Here is a 16,788-nt window from a genome sequence, read left to right as displayed (position 1 = left end):
TGACCAACGGGACGGACTCGCCTGATTCGGGCCTGGTTCGTGTCGTAGATCCCACATACCGTGACCTGGCGAGCGACCTGGCTCGTTCTGCGCTCCACGCACTCACGGGGGAAGACCTTGACCACGGCGCCCGCTGCCGCCCGCGCGACCGACCCGGCCCTCAAGGACAAGGTCAACCGCCTCATCCAGTTCCTCAAGGACCTCGTCACCGCCCGCGCCGTCCCGGTGCGCCAGGTGACCGGGCACCTCGACCACCTGTGGCTCGACCAGGCCCGAGATCTGGCGCTCCTGGATCCCGAGGCGATCGCGGGCGGGGAGCTCCTGCGGCTCTCGCGCGTCGTCCTCGAACCGGCTCCCGCACTCCCTGCGCTGTTGCAGGGGTGGGTCCCGGTCACCGAACGGGACAACAGTGCACTGGAGGCGCCGCAGCTGCGGTCGGAGGGTCCGGACGCGGACGGCAGCGGGCGGGTGTCGCTCGAGCAGCGACCCGAGGTAGCGCTGGCGTACGACTCCTGGCTGCCGGAGTGGCAGCGCTGGGCTGCTCGCGACCGCCCTCAGCGCCGGCTGCACCAGACCTACGACCAGCTGCGCACCATGCGGCAGCAGACGCTGGAGAACCCCGAGAGCGTCGAGGCGGTCGTCGCCGGGGGCCTGCTGGTCCTGCCGAACGACGGCGTCCGCACCCACGTCCTGACCCACAGGGTGACGGTCGAGATCGAGGTAGAGACCGGTGACGTCGTCGTCAAGCTGGACTCCGCGGCCGTCACGTCCCTCGAGGACGGTCGAGTCCTCACCGGCCTCGACTGCTTCGACGACGGTGGCACGGCAGTCCTGCGGGGGCGCATTGCCGAACTCGACGTCCGGCCGGCGAGCGACAACGCGCTGACCTTCCTCAAGGAGTGGGCGACCCGCGCCGTCCTCCAGCCGGTCGACGTCAGCGACGGCTGGTCGGCGCCGTCAGGGACGGCGACCTCGTTGACACTCGCTCCGGCGATCGTCCTGCGGCAACGCGGTGCGTACGCCCTTCAGGAGTACTACACCGACATCGAACGGACTCTCGCCGAGAACGGCGAGGCCGTTCCCCTGGGTCTGGCGCAGCTCGTCGAGTCGATCGAGGCGGAGGACCGGGTTGCCTGGCTGGAGGCCACCGGAGCGACCGCCGGCGCGGACGTTGCCGAGGACCCGTTGTTCCCCCTGCCGGCCAACGAGGAGCAGGCCCAGATCATCCGTCGGCTGCGGAACGACACCGGGGTGGTCGTTGAGGGGCCGCCCGGGACGGGCAAGACCCACACGATCGCCAACCTGATGTCGGCGCTGCTGGCCCGGGGGCAGCGGGTGCTGGTCACCAGTGAGAAGGCGCAGGCGCTGAAGGTCCTGCGGGACAAGCTGCCGGCCGAGATGCAGGAACTCTGCGTCTCCATCACCGACGCCGGCCGCGGTGGCTCGCTCGAGCTGAGCAAGAGCGTCAGCCGGCTGGCCGCGGAGCACTCGTCGTACAACCCGGAGAAGGCACAGCGCCTGATCGACGACGTCGCCGGCAAGCTGCACCAGGCCCGGGCACTGCGGGCCGGGATCCTCGAGGAGATCCGGGCGCTCCGGGAGGCCGAGACCTATCAGAACCCAGAGGTCGCGCCCGGCTACACGGGCACGCTCGCCCGCATCGCGGAACGCGTCGCCGCTGCCGGGGAGCAGTTCGCGTGGATGCCCGTTCCCGCGACGGGCACGCTGCCGCTCACGCCTGCGGAGTTCGACGAGCTCCGAGGGCAGCTGCCCGGCGACTCCGACGTCCGTCGTCGCCGCCGCGAGCAGTGCCTGCCTCCCGCGCCGGCCGTCCCGGATCTCCAGGTCGTGCGGCGCCTGGCCAAGGACGTCGCCCGAGGCGCAGACGCCCGGGCCAGCCGTTCGGGTTCCCTCGCCGACGTGCTCGGGCAGATCGACGCCACCACGCTGGCCGACCTCATCTCCGCGTGCGCCGAGATCCGCGACGGACTCGACGGCCTGTCCGCCGGTGTCGACGCCTCGTGGGCGATGCCCGTCCTCGACGGCGTCCTCCGGAAGGACAACGAGCTGCTGTGGCAGCAGGTCGGCCAGGCGCGGCAGCTCGTCGACGACGCGCAGACCATGAACGCCCAGATCGGCTTCCGCGACGTCCAACTGGCCACGGAGGCCTCACCCGCGCCGGTCGCCCAGGTCTTCGCCGACCTGGCCCAATACCTGCACGGCGGCGGTTCACTGAGGAAGCTCTTCAAGAGCGACCAGCAGAAGGCGGCGGAGCCCTACCTTCCCGGCACCTCCGTCGACGGCCAGTCGGTGACGACGGCCGAGCAGGCGCACCTCGTGGCGCTCCACCTCTCCACCCTGGCCCGGCTCCAGGCTTTTGCCTCCGCGAGCGCCATGGTGGCGATCCCCGGCGGGGTGCCCGGCCCACGCGCGCTCCAGGTCTCCCACGCCCACCGGGTCGTGCAGACGATCGGGGCCATCGAGACCCTGCGGGTGGCCCGGGACCGGCTCGCTGCCCAGCTCTCGCGGATCCCGGCCATGCCGCGTGTCGATCTGGTGACCACCCTGGGCGTCCGCAACTTCGTCGACGTCGCCACCGTCTTCGCCGACGTCGAGATCGCCCGCCGAGCCGCTGACGAGCTGGAACGGCTCGCCACGTCCCTGGAGTCCACGGTCGAGCGGTCGCAGCGTCCGCCGGAGTTGGACGCCGTCGTCGAGGCCCTGCGGAGTGCGGACGCCGAGACGTTCGAGGCGGCCCTTCTCGACCTCGAGGTCGCCGGTCGGGAACGGCGGGCCCAGCTGCGCTGCGACGAGCTGTCGCAGCGCCTGGGGACGACGGCCCCCGGTCTGCTGGCCCTGCTGCGGGAGACGGCGCGGGACGACGCCTGGGTCGAGAGAATCCCGCTGCTCGCGGAGGCGTGGAGCTGGGCCTGTGCGGCGACGTTCGTGCGCGAGCGAACGGCTCCCGGCCGCGAGGAAGAGCTCGACCGCCGGCTGACCGGCGTGGATCGCGATGTCGCCAAGCTGACCGCCGAGCTCGCCGCCCAGCAGGCCTGGAAGGCGTGCCTGGAGCGCATGAACGCCACCCAGGTCACAGCCCTGCAGGCCTACCGGGACAGCATGGCCAACGTCGGCAAGGGGAGTGGCAAGTACGCCCAGCGCTACCGGCTCGCCGCACGCGAGGCCATGACGGCGGCTCAGGAAGCCGTCCCGGCGTGGGTCATGCCGCTGCAAGAGGTGCTGGCTTCCATCCCGCCGCAGCAGAGCGCGTTCGACGTCGTGATCGTCGACGAGGCAAGCCAGGTAGGCATCGAGAACCTGTTCCTGCTCTGGCTGGCGCCGCGGGTGATCGTCGTCGGTGACGACAAGCAGTGCACCCCGTCGGAGGTCAAGCACGGAGCCCTGGACAAGGTATTCGACCGGCTCGACACGCTGCTGCCGGACATCCCGAACTACCTGCGGTCGACGCTCACCCCCCGGTCCAGCGTCTTCTCGATCCTGCGCACGCGCTTCGGTCAGGTGATCCGGCTGCGGGAGCACTTCCGCTGCATGCCGGAGATCATCACGTGGTCGTCGCAGATGTTCTACCGCGATGCCCCGCTGATCCCCGTCCGCCAGCACGGAGCCGACCGGCTGCCACCGCTGAAGACGACGTTCGTCCCCGGCGCCTACATCCAGGGCGCCAACTCCTCGCTGCGCAACGAGGTCGAGGCTGAGGCGATCGTCGAGGCGCTCGTGGGCTGCCTGCAGGACCCCGCCTACGACGGGAAGACCTTCGGCGTCGTCGTCCTTCAAGGTCACGCGCAGGTCGACGTCATCCGGGAGGCCCTCCTCAGCCGGGTCGAACCGGAGGAGTGGGAGCGGCGGAACATCCGAATCGGCACCCCGCCGGACTTCCAGGGAGACGAACGCGACGTCATCCTGCTCAGCCTCGTGACGGCGCCCGACCACAAGCGCGCCTCGCAGACCCGCCTCGACGCACAGCGCTCGTACAACGTCGCGGCGTCGCGGGCGCGGGACCAGCTGTGGCTCTTCCACTCGGTCATGGCCGACCAGCTCCGCACGGACGATCTGCGCTCGCAGCTGCTCACGTACATGACGTCCATGCCGGTCGCCGCCGCGGCCGCGATGCCGGACGACGTGCCCGAGGACGAGCGGCACCCCGACTTCGACAGCCTCTTCGAGCAGCGGGTCTTCCGGCGCATCCAGCAGCGGGGCTACCACGTCACGCCGCAGGTCGAGGTCAACGGCCGGCGCATCGACCTGGTCGTCACCGGCGCGCAGGGCAAGCTCGCGGTCGAGTGCGACGGCGACGCTTGGCACAGCTCACCGGAACAGGTGGCCAGCGACTTCGCCCGCGAGCTGGAGCTGCGACGCTGCGGCTGGCAGTTCTGGCGGATCCGCGAGTCGCGGTACTACCTCGATCCCGAGGGAGCACTCGCCGACCTCTGGACCACCCTCGACCGGCGCGGCATCGGACCGGCCCGCATCACCACGGACGGCGAGAACGTCGCGGACTGGACGCCGCTCGACCTGCCCGCCGCTGAGGACGGGGCTGAGGCCGAGCCGGAGGAATTGAGCGAGAGTGTCATCGAGGTGCCCTCGCTGCAGGCACCTGTTCTCAACCGTGTCGAGCAGGTTCGCGCCTCTGCGCCCGCGGAGGTTCGTCCGCCGAAGCCCGCCGAGCCGGTTCGCCTTTTGACGGTGGCCGAGCCTCGGGCTGTGGCAGATCGGCCGGACCCGACCCCTGCGGTGGCCCCGGCTCCCGCGGCGCGGCAGCCGGTCCGGACACACGGTGCCGTGGACGAGGAAACGCGCCTGCTCGTCCTGGAGCTGGCGTCGGATGGCGCGTTGACCAACGAGGTCGTGCGGCAATTCCTCGGCGTCAGTTCCGACGAAGCCCGCCTCGTACTCACCTCACTCGCGAATGACGGCGTGCTGGAGCGACGGGGAGCCACGAAGGGGACCCACTACGTCCTGCCGAACTCCGGCGAGCCCTCACGGGAACCGATCACGCGACCCGCAGCACAGGTGACGAACACGCCCGCGGGCCGCCGGCCGGCCGATGTCATCGACGAGGATCTTCTCCAGCTCGTCCTCGACCTGGCTGATCGAGGGCCGCTGACAAACGAGATGGTGCGCCAACTCTTGGACGTGGATCGGGCCGACGCGAAGCGCCTACTGGGGCGGCTGGTCAACGAAGGCCACATCGAGATGCGTGGCGCTGGACGCGGTGCGCACTATCTACGCGCTGGGCACAACGTGGGCGAAGGGCAGGGAGCGAGGAATCCACAGTCCTCAGTCCGACCTGAGGGCTCGACGACGCCTCGCGGGGACGCGCGCGACCTTGAGCAACAGTTCGAGCAGCGGCTCCTGGATGACGTGGCAACGGTCAAGGCGCGATGCGGCTATCACCCCAGCTACTACCTCCGCTTGATCAGCCTCGAAGGCGGCGTTGGAGCTGCCCGCCACCTACTGCGACAGGCTCGCCCTCAGCACGGATTGGAGAAGTTGTGGGAGCACGGACTGCTGGCCTACAGCCTTGAGGTCGCTGTCCGGGACCCGCGGTTCCGTGAGCTCTTCACATCCGCGGAGCTCGCGCAGGCACGCGCGCGGCTCCTCTCCTTCGAGTCTGATGAAGACGGTACGAATACCTAACCGCCCAGTTCAGGCTCGGGTAGGGGGCGCAGAGCTGGTTCTTCATGTGCGATGTAAGGGCCACTCGACGCGCACGCGGAGGGGCCAGCTTGCTGTTGCTTCACGCTCGCCGGTGACATCCGCCAACACGGCGCGGGAAGCGCGGGATCGGCGTCGTCCGTGGCAGCCTGCTCAGGTTCTGCACGCAGCACCACGGGGGAACGTTGCCGCACTCATCCCTGTCCGCCGCCGCTCATTCGACGGACGGCTGACGCCGTGTACCGCGTCGACGGACGGCTGGTTCTCAGCCCCAGTGACCTGACCCGGCACCAGGAGTGCCACCACCTCACCGCGCTGAACCTCGCGGTGGCCGGCGGCACTCTGCAACCGCTCGCCGAGGGCGTCAGTGACCAGACGGTGCTCGTCGCCGACCTCGGCATCGCCCACGAGCTGCGCTACCTGGAGTCGCTGGAGGAACAGGGCCTCGAGGTCGTCCGCCTCCACCAGAGCCGCAGCGAGGCAGCCACGGTCGAGGCGATGCGCGCCGGCGTCGACGTCATCCACCAGGCGACGCTGTTCGACGGCACCTGGGGCGGCCAGGCCGACTTCCTCCTGAAGACAACCGCGCCGTCCGACCTCGGCGACTGGTCCTACGAGGTCGCCGACGCCAAGCTCGCCCGCCGCGTCAAGGTGCCGGCGCTGCTGCAGATGGCCACCTACGCCGACCGGCTCGCCACCCTCCAGGGCCGCGCCCCCGAGCGCATCTGCGTGGTCACCGGCGACGGCGAGTCCCGGCCGTGGCGGCTGGTCGACGTCGCCGCCTACGCCCGCCGCGCCCGCACCCGGCTCGAGGCCTTCGTCGCCAACCCGGGGGCCACCGGCCCTGTCCCCATCGCGCACTGCGGCCAGTGCTCCTGGAAGGCGCGGTGCGAGGACGAGCTGCGCACCGGCGACGACCTCAGCCTCGTCGCCGGCATGCGCCGCGACCAGCGCGCGGCGCTGATCGGCGTCGGCGTCACCACCCTCGAGCAGCTCGCGAACGTCACAGACGACGTCCTGAAGGCCACCGGCATCACGAAGGGCACCCGCGAGCGGCTGCGCGATCAGGCCCGCGAACAGCTCCGCGGCCGCCAGGCCGGAGCGCCGACCCGCACCCTGCTCACGCCGCAGCCGGCCCAGGGGCTCTCACGACTTCCCGCGCCCAGCCCCGGCGACCTCTACCTCGACTTCGAGGGCGACCCGCTCTCCGGCGACGGTCAGGGGCTGGAGTACCTCGCCGGCCTCGGTGACCGGCGGGGCAACTTCACCGCCCTCTGGGCGCACGACGCCGCCGAGGAGCGGCGCATGGTCGAGGACCTGATCGACCGGGTCATCGAGTCGTGGCGACAAGACCCCGGCATGCACGTCTACCACTACGCCGCCTACGAGGTCAGCGCGCTCAAGCGGCTCACCGGCCGGTACGGCGTCCGCGAGGCCGAGCTGGACCAGCTGCTGCGCGCCGAGCGGTTCGTCGACCTCTATCCCGTCGTCCGCCAGTCGATGCGGATCAGCAAGGAGTCCTACTCGATCAAGAAGGTCGAGGCCTTCTACGGACGCGAGCACACCGGCGACGTCGCCGACGCGATGTCCAGCGTCGTCGAGTACGAGAAGTGGCTGATCGACCGCGACCCGGCCCGCCTGCAGGCCATCCACGACTACAACCGGGACGACGTCGACTCCACCCGCGAGCTGCATGACTGGCTGGAGACCCAGCGCGCCGAGCTGGAGGCCGAGCACGGTGAGCTGCCGCGCCCGGTGCTCTCGGAGATCGACGCGCCCAAGCCGCAGTCGGACGCCGAGGTCGCGGAGCTGGCGCTGGTCGAGCGGCTGCAGGCCGAGGAGCACCACCTGCTCGGCGACCTCGTGCAGTGGCACCGCCGCGAGGCCCGGCCCGGCTGGTGGGAGTTCTTCAGCCGCGGCGACCTGGAGGACGAGCAGCTCGTCGAGGACCGCACCGCGCTCGGCGGGCTCTCCGGCGGCATCGAGGTCGGCACCGAGAAGCGCAGCAAGCTCTACGAGTTCACGTTCCCGCCGCAGGACGCCAAGCTCTCGGTCGGCAAGCCGGCCTTCGACGTCGACACCCAGGCCCGCATCGGCGAGGTGCGCGAGCTCGACGCCGTCGGCGGACGCATCGTCGTCAAGAGCGCCAAGCCGCCGGTGCCGTCCCGCGGGCTCGGTCCGGAGGGGCCGCTCGACGACAAGCAGATGCGCGCGGCGATCGCCGCGACGGCGGACGACGTCCTCGCCGGCCGGCCGTGCCTCGGGCAGGCGCTGCTCGATCGCGTCGTCCCGGCCGACTGCCGGCGGCTGCCGGGGGAGGAGGCCGGGGACGCCGTCGTCCGGCTCGGGCTGCAGTTGGACGGTGAGGTGCTCGCCGTGCAGGGGCCGCCCGGCAGCGGGAAGACGCGGGCGGCGTCGCGGCTGATCCGCGCGCTGCTGGACGCCGGCAAGAAGGTCGGCGTCACGGCGCAGTCCCACGCGGTGATCGGCAACGTGCTGCGGGCCGTCGGCCGGCCGGCGCTGCAGAAGTGCGAGGAGCACCAGGCCTGCGGGGCGCCGGGCGTGGAGTGGTCGGAGGACTCCGCCGACGTGGCCTCCCGTCTGCTCGACGGGACGGCGAACCTGGTCGGCGGGACGTCGTGGTTCTGGACGCGTCCGGACCTGGTCGAGGCCGTCGACGTGCTGGTGATCGACGAGGCGGGGCAGTTCTCGCTGGCCAACGCGGTCGCCGTCGCACGTGCCGGGAAGTCGCTGGTGCTGCTCGGCGACCCGCAGCAGCTGGCGCAGCCGACGCAGGCCGTGCACCCGGGGGAGTCGGGGCTCTCGGCACTCGAGCACCTGCTGGAGGGGCACCCGACCGTGCCGGAGGACCGCGGCGTCTTCCTCGACCGCACCTACCGGATGCACCCGGCGCTGACCGCGTTCGTCTCCGACCTCGCGTACGAGGGCCGGCTGGAGTCGGCGGCCCACCGCGAGCGGATCGCGGTGGACGGCTGGGCCAGCGGGCTCGCGGTCCGGTTCGTCGAGCACACCCGCGCGGCCGCGGCGGCTTCGGACGACGAGGCCCGTGCGGTGGCCGAGCTGTGGCGCTCGCTGCAGGGCGTCGGCTGGGTCGACGCGGCGGGGGAGCGGTCGGTGATCGGCGCGGACGACGTGCTCGTGGTCGCGCCGTACAACAACCAGGTCGCCCGCATCCGCAGCCTGCTGCCCGACGGCGCGCGGGTCGGCACCGTGGACAAGTTCCAGGGCCAGGAGGCGCCGGTCGTCCTCTACTCGATGACGTCGACGTCGGCCGAGGACGCGCCCCGCGGCGTCTCGTTCCTCTACGACCTGAACCGGCTGAACGTGGCGGTGTCGCGCGCCAAGGCGCTGGCCGTCGTCGTGATGAGCGAGCAACTGTTGGACGCCGCCGTCCGGACGCCGGAGCAGCTGCGCCAGGTCAATGCCCTGTGTCGACTCGTCGAGATGGCAAGCGTCGTCGAGTGACCGGGCCGAGCCGCCGCAATCCGGCCGACCGCGGAACGTATGGTCCGGGAAGCGGCGAAGACGGGGGAGCGATGAGCGGTTCGACGACTGCCCTTGAGGACTTCAGCGAACCTCTGGCGTTCACGATGCAGACCGCCAACGCGGCGCCGCAGCTCGCCGGTGTCCACGTCGTCGTCGACTCTGAAGGCGTTCCGGTGTATGTGGGTGCCACGAGTGATCTGCGCAGGCGACTGCGGCAGCACCTTCGTGGGAATCGGCAGGGTTCGGTACTGCACGAGCAGGTCGGGGATGAGCTCGATCGTCCCGACCGCCCCGCCACAGGGGCCGAGATCACCGAGTGGCTTGCCCGCTGCACCGTGTCCTGGCGGCCGACCGATGACCCCCGGGGCATGAAGGCACGACTGGTGGCCGAGCTGCAGCCGCGGTTCAACCGGGCCGCCGAGCAGCCGCCGTCCGGGATCTGGTGGGTGAACCAGGGGCAGTCTTTCGACGCGGAGTGCAGCGCCGGCATCGTGTTCGCTGGCAGCGGCGGCCCGCAGGTCGCGCACCACCTCAACGTCCGGCGCGTCCGACCGGGCGACGTCGTCCTCCACTACCGCCAGGGGGCGATCGTCGCCCTCGGCGACGTGGTCACCGAAGGCGTCGACGCCAGCCGGCCGTACGGTCCGGCCACCGAGCGCGGCGAGGGCTGGCTGGCGCGCGTGGAGTACTTCCCCCTGTCCGACCCCGTCTCCTTGGCATCCCTGCCGGAGCGCGACGGTAGCGAGGGCCCGTTCAACGCCGCAGGTGGTGTCAAGCAGGGCTACCTGTTCCCCTTGGACGCCGGGTTTGCCGCGACTGTGCGGAACCGCTTCGCGGACCGGTGGCCCGCCGGCTCGCCATGGGCCAAGGGCGAACGCCGCTTCTGGCTCTTCCAGGCGAACCCGAAGCAGTGGGACCTCCTGCAGCACCTGCCCGACATGCCACCAGGGCATGTGGACGACTGGACAGTGACCCGGCACCGCGCCGATATGGAGCCTGGTGACGGTGTGCTGCTCTGGCAGGGCGGCTCTGATGCAGGCGTATACGCGCTCGGCAGGCTGACCAGTAGGCCCGAGCTGCGGCCCACGCCGGAGTTCCGGCCAGAGTCCTCTGGCCGGCAGGAGTATCGCGTCGACCTGGTCGTCGAGAGGCACGTTCTACCCCCGATCACGCGGGCGGAGGCGCAGGCGCATCCGGTGCTCGCCCGGCTCGACGTCCTCCGTCGCCCCTGGGGCGGCACCAACTCCGCGGTCACGCCAGAGCAGTGGCGTGCCGTCCGCGCACTGGCGCCACTGGAGCCAGGGCTGGCCGCAGTGCACTGGGACCCCCTGGTGCACTGGGCCGTGCGCTTCGCCGAGTCGTTGGACCTCGAGGAGACCGAGCGCCGCTACAAGCTGGCGATCGCCGCCAGACTGCTCGCCGCCGCCAACGCTCTGCGGACCGACGATCCAGAATGGCCGAGGCTGCTTCGCCGATCATTCGGGCCTCCCAACAACCTCACGGCCTGGCGAATGCATGGCACCTTCCTGAGCTGGGTCGACGAGCATCGAGCCGAGGCCCGAACGATGCTCCAAGCGCTGTGGGACTCCGAGCGTGACGTGCACGCCGCACTCGAGTCGTTCTGCGCGCTGCTCCCAGTCGAGATCTCCGGAGACGGCACCAAGACCAACCTGGCCTCCTTCCTCCTCGGGGCCCGTGACGTCACGCGGTATCCCATCTACCGGGTGACTCCCTTCAGCGCGGCTCACCAGCTGACCGGCTGGACACACCGGAGCGAGGCGGAACCAGCCGACCGCTACGCCGAGGCCCTGCAGTTCCTGGACGCGTTCAGTGACCGATGCCGCGCGCGCGGCGTGAGCCAGATCCAGGACCGCCTCGATGCGCAGGGCTTGCTGTGGCAGGTGCTGGCCGGACAGGCGCCGCCGGGGTGGGATGCCGCTGAGATCGAGGCGTATCAGCGCTTCCTGGGAGGACAGGACGTGGACGAGCTGTCCGAGTTGGTCCAGCACTATCGGGCAGCGACCGGGTACCCGGAGGGTGGCAGACCGGAGCGGGAGGCTGAGCGCGAGGAGCTCGCCGTCGCACTGACCCCTGAGGCGCTCGCCGATCCGGACGTGCGGCTGCTCCGTCGGCTGGCAGGTCCTGCCTACGGGTCGGGGGGCCCACAACCGGGACTGAACAAGCTCCTCCAGAACGACGAGGACGTCGCGCGGGTGACCGACACGCTCCGATACCTGCTCTACGGTCCGGGAGACATTGTCGACCGCCTCGACGAGTGCATCCGTGGGGAACGGAAACTGCCCCGCGTCGGCGAGGCGATGATGGTCAAGGCGCTCGCCGTGATCGATCCGCAGCGCTGGATACCCTGCTACGTGACCGGTGGCAGGGTCGGCAAGCTGGCGATTCTGGAGCTACTCGGCGTGGATGCGCCGTGGGAGTCCGGAACCGGAGCAGCAGCTGCAGCCAGCAACGACGCGATCCGCGAGCGGCTCGAGCCCCATCTGCCTGATGACCCCTGGGGGATGCAGGAGTTCACCTGGTGGTTGCTGCACCGCGAGCGAGTGCCGGAGACACCCCTGGCCGCCCTCGCCGAGGAGCTGTACCTCGACGGGGACTTCCTCGCCCGGATACTGCGGTTGCTGGACGACAAGGGGCAGGTCGTCTTCTACGGGCCGCCTGGCACGGGCAAGACGTTCGTCGCGCGCAAGCTCGCCGGCCACATCGCTCGCGGTGGCGGCACGGTGGAAAAGGTCCAGTTCCACCCCTCCTACGCTTACGAGGACTTCATCGAGGGCTACCGGCCTCGGCTGGTCGACGGCCAGGTCACCTACGAGGTGGTCGACGGGCCGCTCAAGCGCATCGCGGCGCGAGCGCAGGAGCGCCCGGACGTCACTCACGTGTTGCTCATCGACGAGTTGAACCGTGCAAACGTCGCCAAGGTGCTCGGCGAGCTGCTCTTCCTCCTGGAGTACCGCGACGAGGAAATCCGGCTGCAGTACTCCGACACGCTGTTCGCGCTGCCGCCGAACCTGCAGATCATCGCGACGATGAACACCGCCGACCGGTCGATCGCCCTCGTCGACACCGCGCTCCGGCGTCGGTTTCACTTTGTGCCCTTCTTCCCACACCTCGCCCCGATCGACTCGTTGCTGCGCCGCTGGCTTGCCGACCGGCAGCCGGACCTCCGCTGGGTCGCCGACGTGGTCGATCGAGCGAACGAGAAGCTGGCTGACCACCACGTCGCGATCGGCCCCAGCCACTTCCTCAAGCCCCGACTGACCGAAGAACTCGTGCGGTTGACCTGGGAGTCGTCGGTCATCCCGTACCTGGAGGAGTACTTCTTCGCCGACCCCGATCAGGTCCGCCAGTACGGGTTGGATCAGCTGCGGGCCGGTGCCAGCGCGCTCAAGGACGCCGGGGAGCCGGACACCGGGGTCGACGAGGCCTTCTGATGAGGGAGCCGGTCATCCTCACCGAGTACCGGCCAAGCGCTCCCCTCGAGCTCAGCGTCTTCGAGCGGGACGCGCTCCGAACGCTGGTGCCAGGGCTCGTCGTGGAACCGGTGGCAGCGAGCAATGACACCTACACGCTCACACCCGGGTCCTCGGTGGGTCTCGTGCGCGTAGGGGAACTGACCGTCGAGCTCCGGCCCAAGGTGGGTATTGCACCGGTGCTGTTCCTGCTCTCCTACGCCGTGGACCCGCGGGCGTGGCGCGAGCCGCCGGCGCAGCTGGCCAAGGACGTGAACATCGCCGAGGCACTCGTCCCGCTCTTCGTCCGGGCAGCTGCGGCAGCGTTGCGACCCGGTCTCCTCCACGGTTATCGGGCGCGCGAGGACACCCTGACCACAATCCGGGGACGGGTGCGGATGGCCGAGCAGATGCGGGCCAGGACCGGGCTGCCGATGCCGATCGAGGTCGTCTACGACGAGTTCACTCCGGACGTGCTGGAGAACCGGCTGCTGCGCACCGCCGTGGACGTGCTCGGACGGCTGCGCCTTCGTTCGCCGGCCGCGCGGCGGTCGCTCGTCCGGCTCCACCAGCAGCTGGCGGGCGTCGGCTCGCTGGCCGTCGACGGACGCGGGGTTCCGGAGCCGGTCTGGACCCGTCTGAACGAGCGCTACCGGCCGGCGGTGGCACTGGCAAGACTCATCGTGACCGGTGCTGGACTGGAGGCTCGGGCGGGTGGCCAGGACGCGAGTGCCTTCGTCGTCGACATGAATGCCGTGTTCGAGAATTTCGTCCGTGCCGCGCTGCGGGAACAGCTCGGCGTGGACTCACGGGCGTTCCCGGCCGCGGGTCGCGGGCACAGGGTTCATCTGGACGTCGAGCACTTGGTAACGCTCGAACCAGACCTGTCCTGGTGGGCCGGAGACCGCTGCCTGTTCGTCGGTGATTGCAAGTACAAGCGGACGATCGGCACGGTTCCCAACGCCGACGTGTACCAGATGCTGGCCTACATGACCGCACTCCAGTTGGCGGAGGGGATGCTCGTCTACGCGGCGGGGGAGGACGTGCACGGCGACCTCACGATCCGATACGCGGGCCAACAGATCCACGTCCGGACCATCGACGTGACGACACCGCCGGCCGAGGTCCTCGAGCAGGTCCGTTCGCTGTCTCGACAGATCCGTGCCACCGTCGGGCCTGCGGCGGTGGCCGTGTAGCCGTCCTGTGGAAGCTCATCCCGGCGCGGTGTGGCGCGGAGCGCGTCACCCCGTGTCCGGACGGAAGGACAGCCACGCACAGCCCGATTGGTCGTGCGCCATGGCCCCGCTCGTCTGTGTGTCGACCTCAAGGCTCACTGTTCGGGCAGAGCGGCACCGGGCTGCTCGTCGGGTTCGGTGGGCCGCAGGTTCCGCTTTTTCCCCTTCATCCAAGTGATGACGTCATAGACCCGGATCGCCGAGAGCACCCGTGCACCCAACGCGCGGTCGGGGCGACGTCGCCGTCCAGCGCGCGGGTGTAGGCGGGCACACGCGGGGCGACGTCGGAGGCAGCCGATGATCACCCCTTGAGGTCTGCGTCATCTCGCCGATGGCGTGTGCCGGACCCGGTGGAGCGTGCCGATACAGAGGAGGCACCACCCCGCTGACCCAGGAGTTCCCACGTGCCCAGGTCCACCGCGGCCCGACCCCGCTCCGGGTCGAACAGGGGTGCCCGCACGACGAAGCGGGCTCCGAAGCGGCCACCGGCGAAGCGGACGCCGGCGAAGGGGCGCCGCCGGGCGAGGCCCGGGCGAGGTCGCCGAGCAGCTCTGCTCGTCGTGCTGGTGGCGGCCGGCGTCGTCGCCTGGCCGGCCATGCGACAGCACCTGTCCGGCGTGCCGTTCCTCGACTCGATCGTCTCCGCGCTCCCGACTTCGTCCGCGCCCACCTGGCCGCTGACCGGGGTCCCGGTCGAGGCGGTCCCCGACCGGCCGGCGCTCGCCGTGAAGATCGAGAACTCCGTCGCCGCCCGACCGCAGACCGGGCTGGACGCCGCCGACGTGGTGTGGGAGCAGGTGGTCGAGGGCGGGATCACCCGGTTCGTCGCCGTCTACCACTCCACCCTCCCGCCCGAGGTCGGTCCGGTGCGCTCGATCCGGCCGATGGACCCCGCGATCGCCGCGCCGCTCGGCGGGCTGCTCGCGTTCTCCGGGGGCGTGCAGACCTACGTCACCGCGGCCCAGGACGCCGGACTGCAGGTGCTCAGCCAGGACACCGGCGCCGACGGCTTCTCCCGGACGTCGACGCGCACTGCGCCGCACAACGTCTACGCGGTGCCGCAGACCCTCGTCGACCAGGCCGACGTCGCGCACCGCGCCGCACCCGGCGCCCAGTTCAACCACTCCGCGGCCGGCGATCGACCCACCGCCGTCGCCGCGGGGCAGCCGGCGACGAGTCTGGACCTCACGCTGTCCGGCGTCAGCCGCCCCCGGTGGACGTGGAGCGCGGCGGAAGGTCGCTGGCTGCGCAGCGAGGGGAGCGCTCCGGCCGTCGAGGCGGGCGGCCGGCGGATCGGCGCCGCCAACGTCGTCGTGCTCCGCGTCGACGTCCTCGCGACCCAGGCCCGTGATCCGGCAGGCAACCCCGTCCCGGAGACCATCCTCACCGGCACCGGCCCAGCCCTCGTCGCCTCCGGTGGGCACGCGGTCGAGGCCACCTGGTCCAAGCCGGGAACCGGTGACCGGATGACCCTCACCGGAGCGGACGGCGACCCGGTGGAGCTGGCGCCCGGGAGCACCTGGATCGAGCTGGTCCCCAACGACGGCGGCGCGGTCGTCACCGGTTGACCACGACGGACGGCGACGCTGACTGGCCCCTCGTCACCCCACCGACAGCCACGTCGCCGGGCTCGTGCTCGACGCCGCCGTCCGGACTCCGGAGCGACTGCGTCAGGTCAACGCCCTCTGCCGGCTCGTCGAGATGTCCCCCGTCATCCGATCAACGGGAAGGTGCAGTTCACCTCTAACGACGTCCGTCACCCCTCACGAGGTGGTGGGCTCGTCGAGTCGGTCGTGCTCCCCGATGAGCTCCGCCTCGAGGATCTCGCCCGGCTCCGGTACGTCGGCGGGGCGGCCGTCGTCGTCGGCGGCGAAGGGCAGTCCGTACGCCTCGCAGAGGAAGCGCCGGCGGTAGACGTCCTGGGCGTCGCGGACCACCTTCATCACCAACCGCGCGTTGACGCCGGCGCCGATGGCGATGCCGAGGACGGGCACAGCCTGACCGAGCTTCTTCTGGGTCAGCTTGAAGCCCAGGCCGCCGTAGATGCCCCGCACCGCGAGGGTGACGGCGCTCTTGTTCAGCTCGGCCCACGTCTTGTTGCGTGCCAGGCTCTGCACGAGGTTGTTGAGCTGACGGAACGCCTCGGCCTTGGCGCTCCCGCTGGCCAGCCCCACGCCCAGGGTCTGGGCAGCGATGACCGACTCCTCCGGTAGCCGAGGGTCGTAGCCGTACGACATCGCGACGTGTCCCACCGCCCGCCGGCAGGCCAGCAGGGTCGCCGCAGCATCGGCGACGAGCGCGGTGATCACGACTCCGGCGCCTGCCACGCCGCCGACACCGGCGCCCAGAACCGTCCCCCCCGCGGCGACGGCCTGACCGCCGGAGACAGCGAAGCCCGCGGCTGCGCCCTGGGCGCCGGAGGCGAGTGCGTACTTCAAGGCCAGGGAGGCAGACGTCCCGTCGACCTCCTGCAGGGAGAGGTTGCGGATCTGGGCCAGCTCGTCGAGCGAGTGACCGTCCTTGGCGAAGGCCTTGAGAACCCGTTCACGGGACAGCGACCAGTGCGCACCACGGACCAGGGTCTCCTCGACCCCCTCGACCGCCTGCTCCAGCGCGGACTTCAGCGCGTCGGCCCCCGGGACCGAACCGGCGACGCGGCCGGCGGACTCACCGGCGGCGGCCAGGCGTCGGCTGACCGGTACCGGGAGCCTGGGCTTCCGCTCCCGCTTCTCCTCGATGCGGGCGTGGATCGCCTTCCAGGCATCGACGTCGTACGCGGTCATCGATGCCAGGGCGTCGTGATCGGCCATGTTCGTGCGTCCCCCGCTGAGCTGGTCGTGTCTCTCACGCGGTCTGCTGACGTGCCGGCGGACCGCCATCCCGAAGCGGAGGGACTGTAG

General features: G+C 70.9%; 6 protein-coding genes. 5 read left to right on the top strand and 1 reads right to left on the bottom strand.

Annotated features, from left to right (window positions below; translation table 11 throughout):
- The first annotated feature begins 234 nt into the window (after positions 1-234).
- From ACI78V_RS14685 to ACI78V_RS14665, 5 genes are all read left to right on the top strand, one after another.
- On the top strand, positions 235-5,658 hold the full coding sequence (locus ACI78V_RS14685; protein ID WP_456851948.1) for an AAA domain-containing protein: 5,424 nt from the start codon (positions 235-237) through the stop codon (positions 5,656-5,658).
- A 255-nt stretch (positions 5,659-5,913) separates the two neighbouring features.
- Positions 5,914-9,162, top strand: a complete 3,249-nt coding sequence (locus ACI78V_RS14680) for a TM0106 family RecB-like putative nuclease (protein WP_456851946.1) — start codon at positions 5,914-5,916, stop codon at positions 9,160-9,162.
- A gap of 71 nt (positions 9,163-9,233) precedes the next feature.
- Positions 9,234-12,635 carry an AAA family ATPase gene (locus ACI78V_RS14675; RefSeq protein ID WP_456851944.1) on the top strand — a complete coding sequence of 1,134 codons (3,402 nt, stop codon included), beginning with the start codon at positions 9,234-9,236 and terminating at the stop codon, positions 12,633-12,635.
- Positions 12,635-13,849 carry an McrC family protein gene (locus ACI78V_RS14670; RefSeq protein WP_456851942.1) on the top strand — a complete coding sequence of 405 codons (1,215 nt, stop codon included), beginning with the start codon at positions 12,635-12,637 and terminating at the stop codon, positions 13,847-13,849. The genes ACI78V_RS14675 and ACI78V_RS14670 overlap by 1 nt, the downstream gene beginning before the upstream one ends.
- Before the next feature lie 635 nt (positions 13,850-14,484).
- Positions 14,485-15,456 carry a DUF3048 domain-containing protein gene (locus ACI78V_RS14665; protein WP_456851940.1) on the top strand — a complete coding sequence of 324 codons (972 nt, stop codon included), beginning with the start codon at positions 14,485-14,487 and terminating at the stop codon, positions 15,454-15,456.
- Positions 15,457-15,651: 195 nt separating this feature from the next.
- On the opposite strand, the gene ACI78V_RS14660 is transcribed toward ACI78V_RS14665, so the two are convergent.
- Positions 15,652-16,698 carry an EcsC family protein gene (locus tag ACI78V_RS14660; RefSeq protein ID WP_456851938.1) on the bottom strand — a complete coding sequence of 349 codons (1,047 nt, stop codon included), beginning with the start codon at positions 16,696-16,698 and terminating at the stop codon, positions 15,652-15,654.
- Positions 16,699-16,788: the final 90 nt, after the last annotated feature.

Source organism: Geodermatophilus sp. SYSU D00742 (genome assembly GCF_054049935.1).
The sequence above is the reverse complement of the archived record's forward strand: the minus strand, read 5'-3'. Positions and strand labels throughout refer to the sequence as shown.

Coding starts and splice junctions, on each gene's coding strand:
- ACI78V_RS14675 (WP_456851944.1), top strand. CDS start 9,234: ATGAGCGGTTCGACGACTGCCCTTGAGGACTTCAGCGAACCTCTGGCG.
- ACI78V_RS14665 (WP_456851940.1), top strand. CDS start 14,485: ATGCGACAGCACCTGTCCGGCGTGCCGTTCCTCGACTCGATCGTCTCC.
- ACI78V_RS14660 (WP_456851938.1), bottom strand. CDS start 16,698: ATGGCCGATCACGACGCCCTGGCATCGATGACCGCGTACGACGTCGAT.
- ACI78V_RS14670 (WP_456851942.1), top strand. CDS start 12,635: ATGAGGGAGCCGGTCATCCTCACCGAGTACCGGCCAAGCGCTCCCCTC.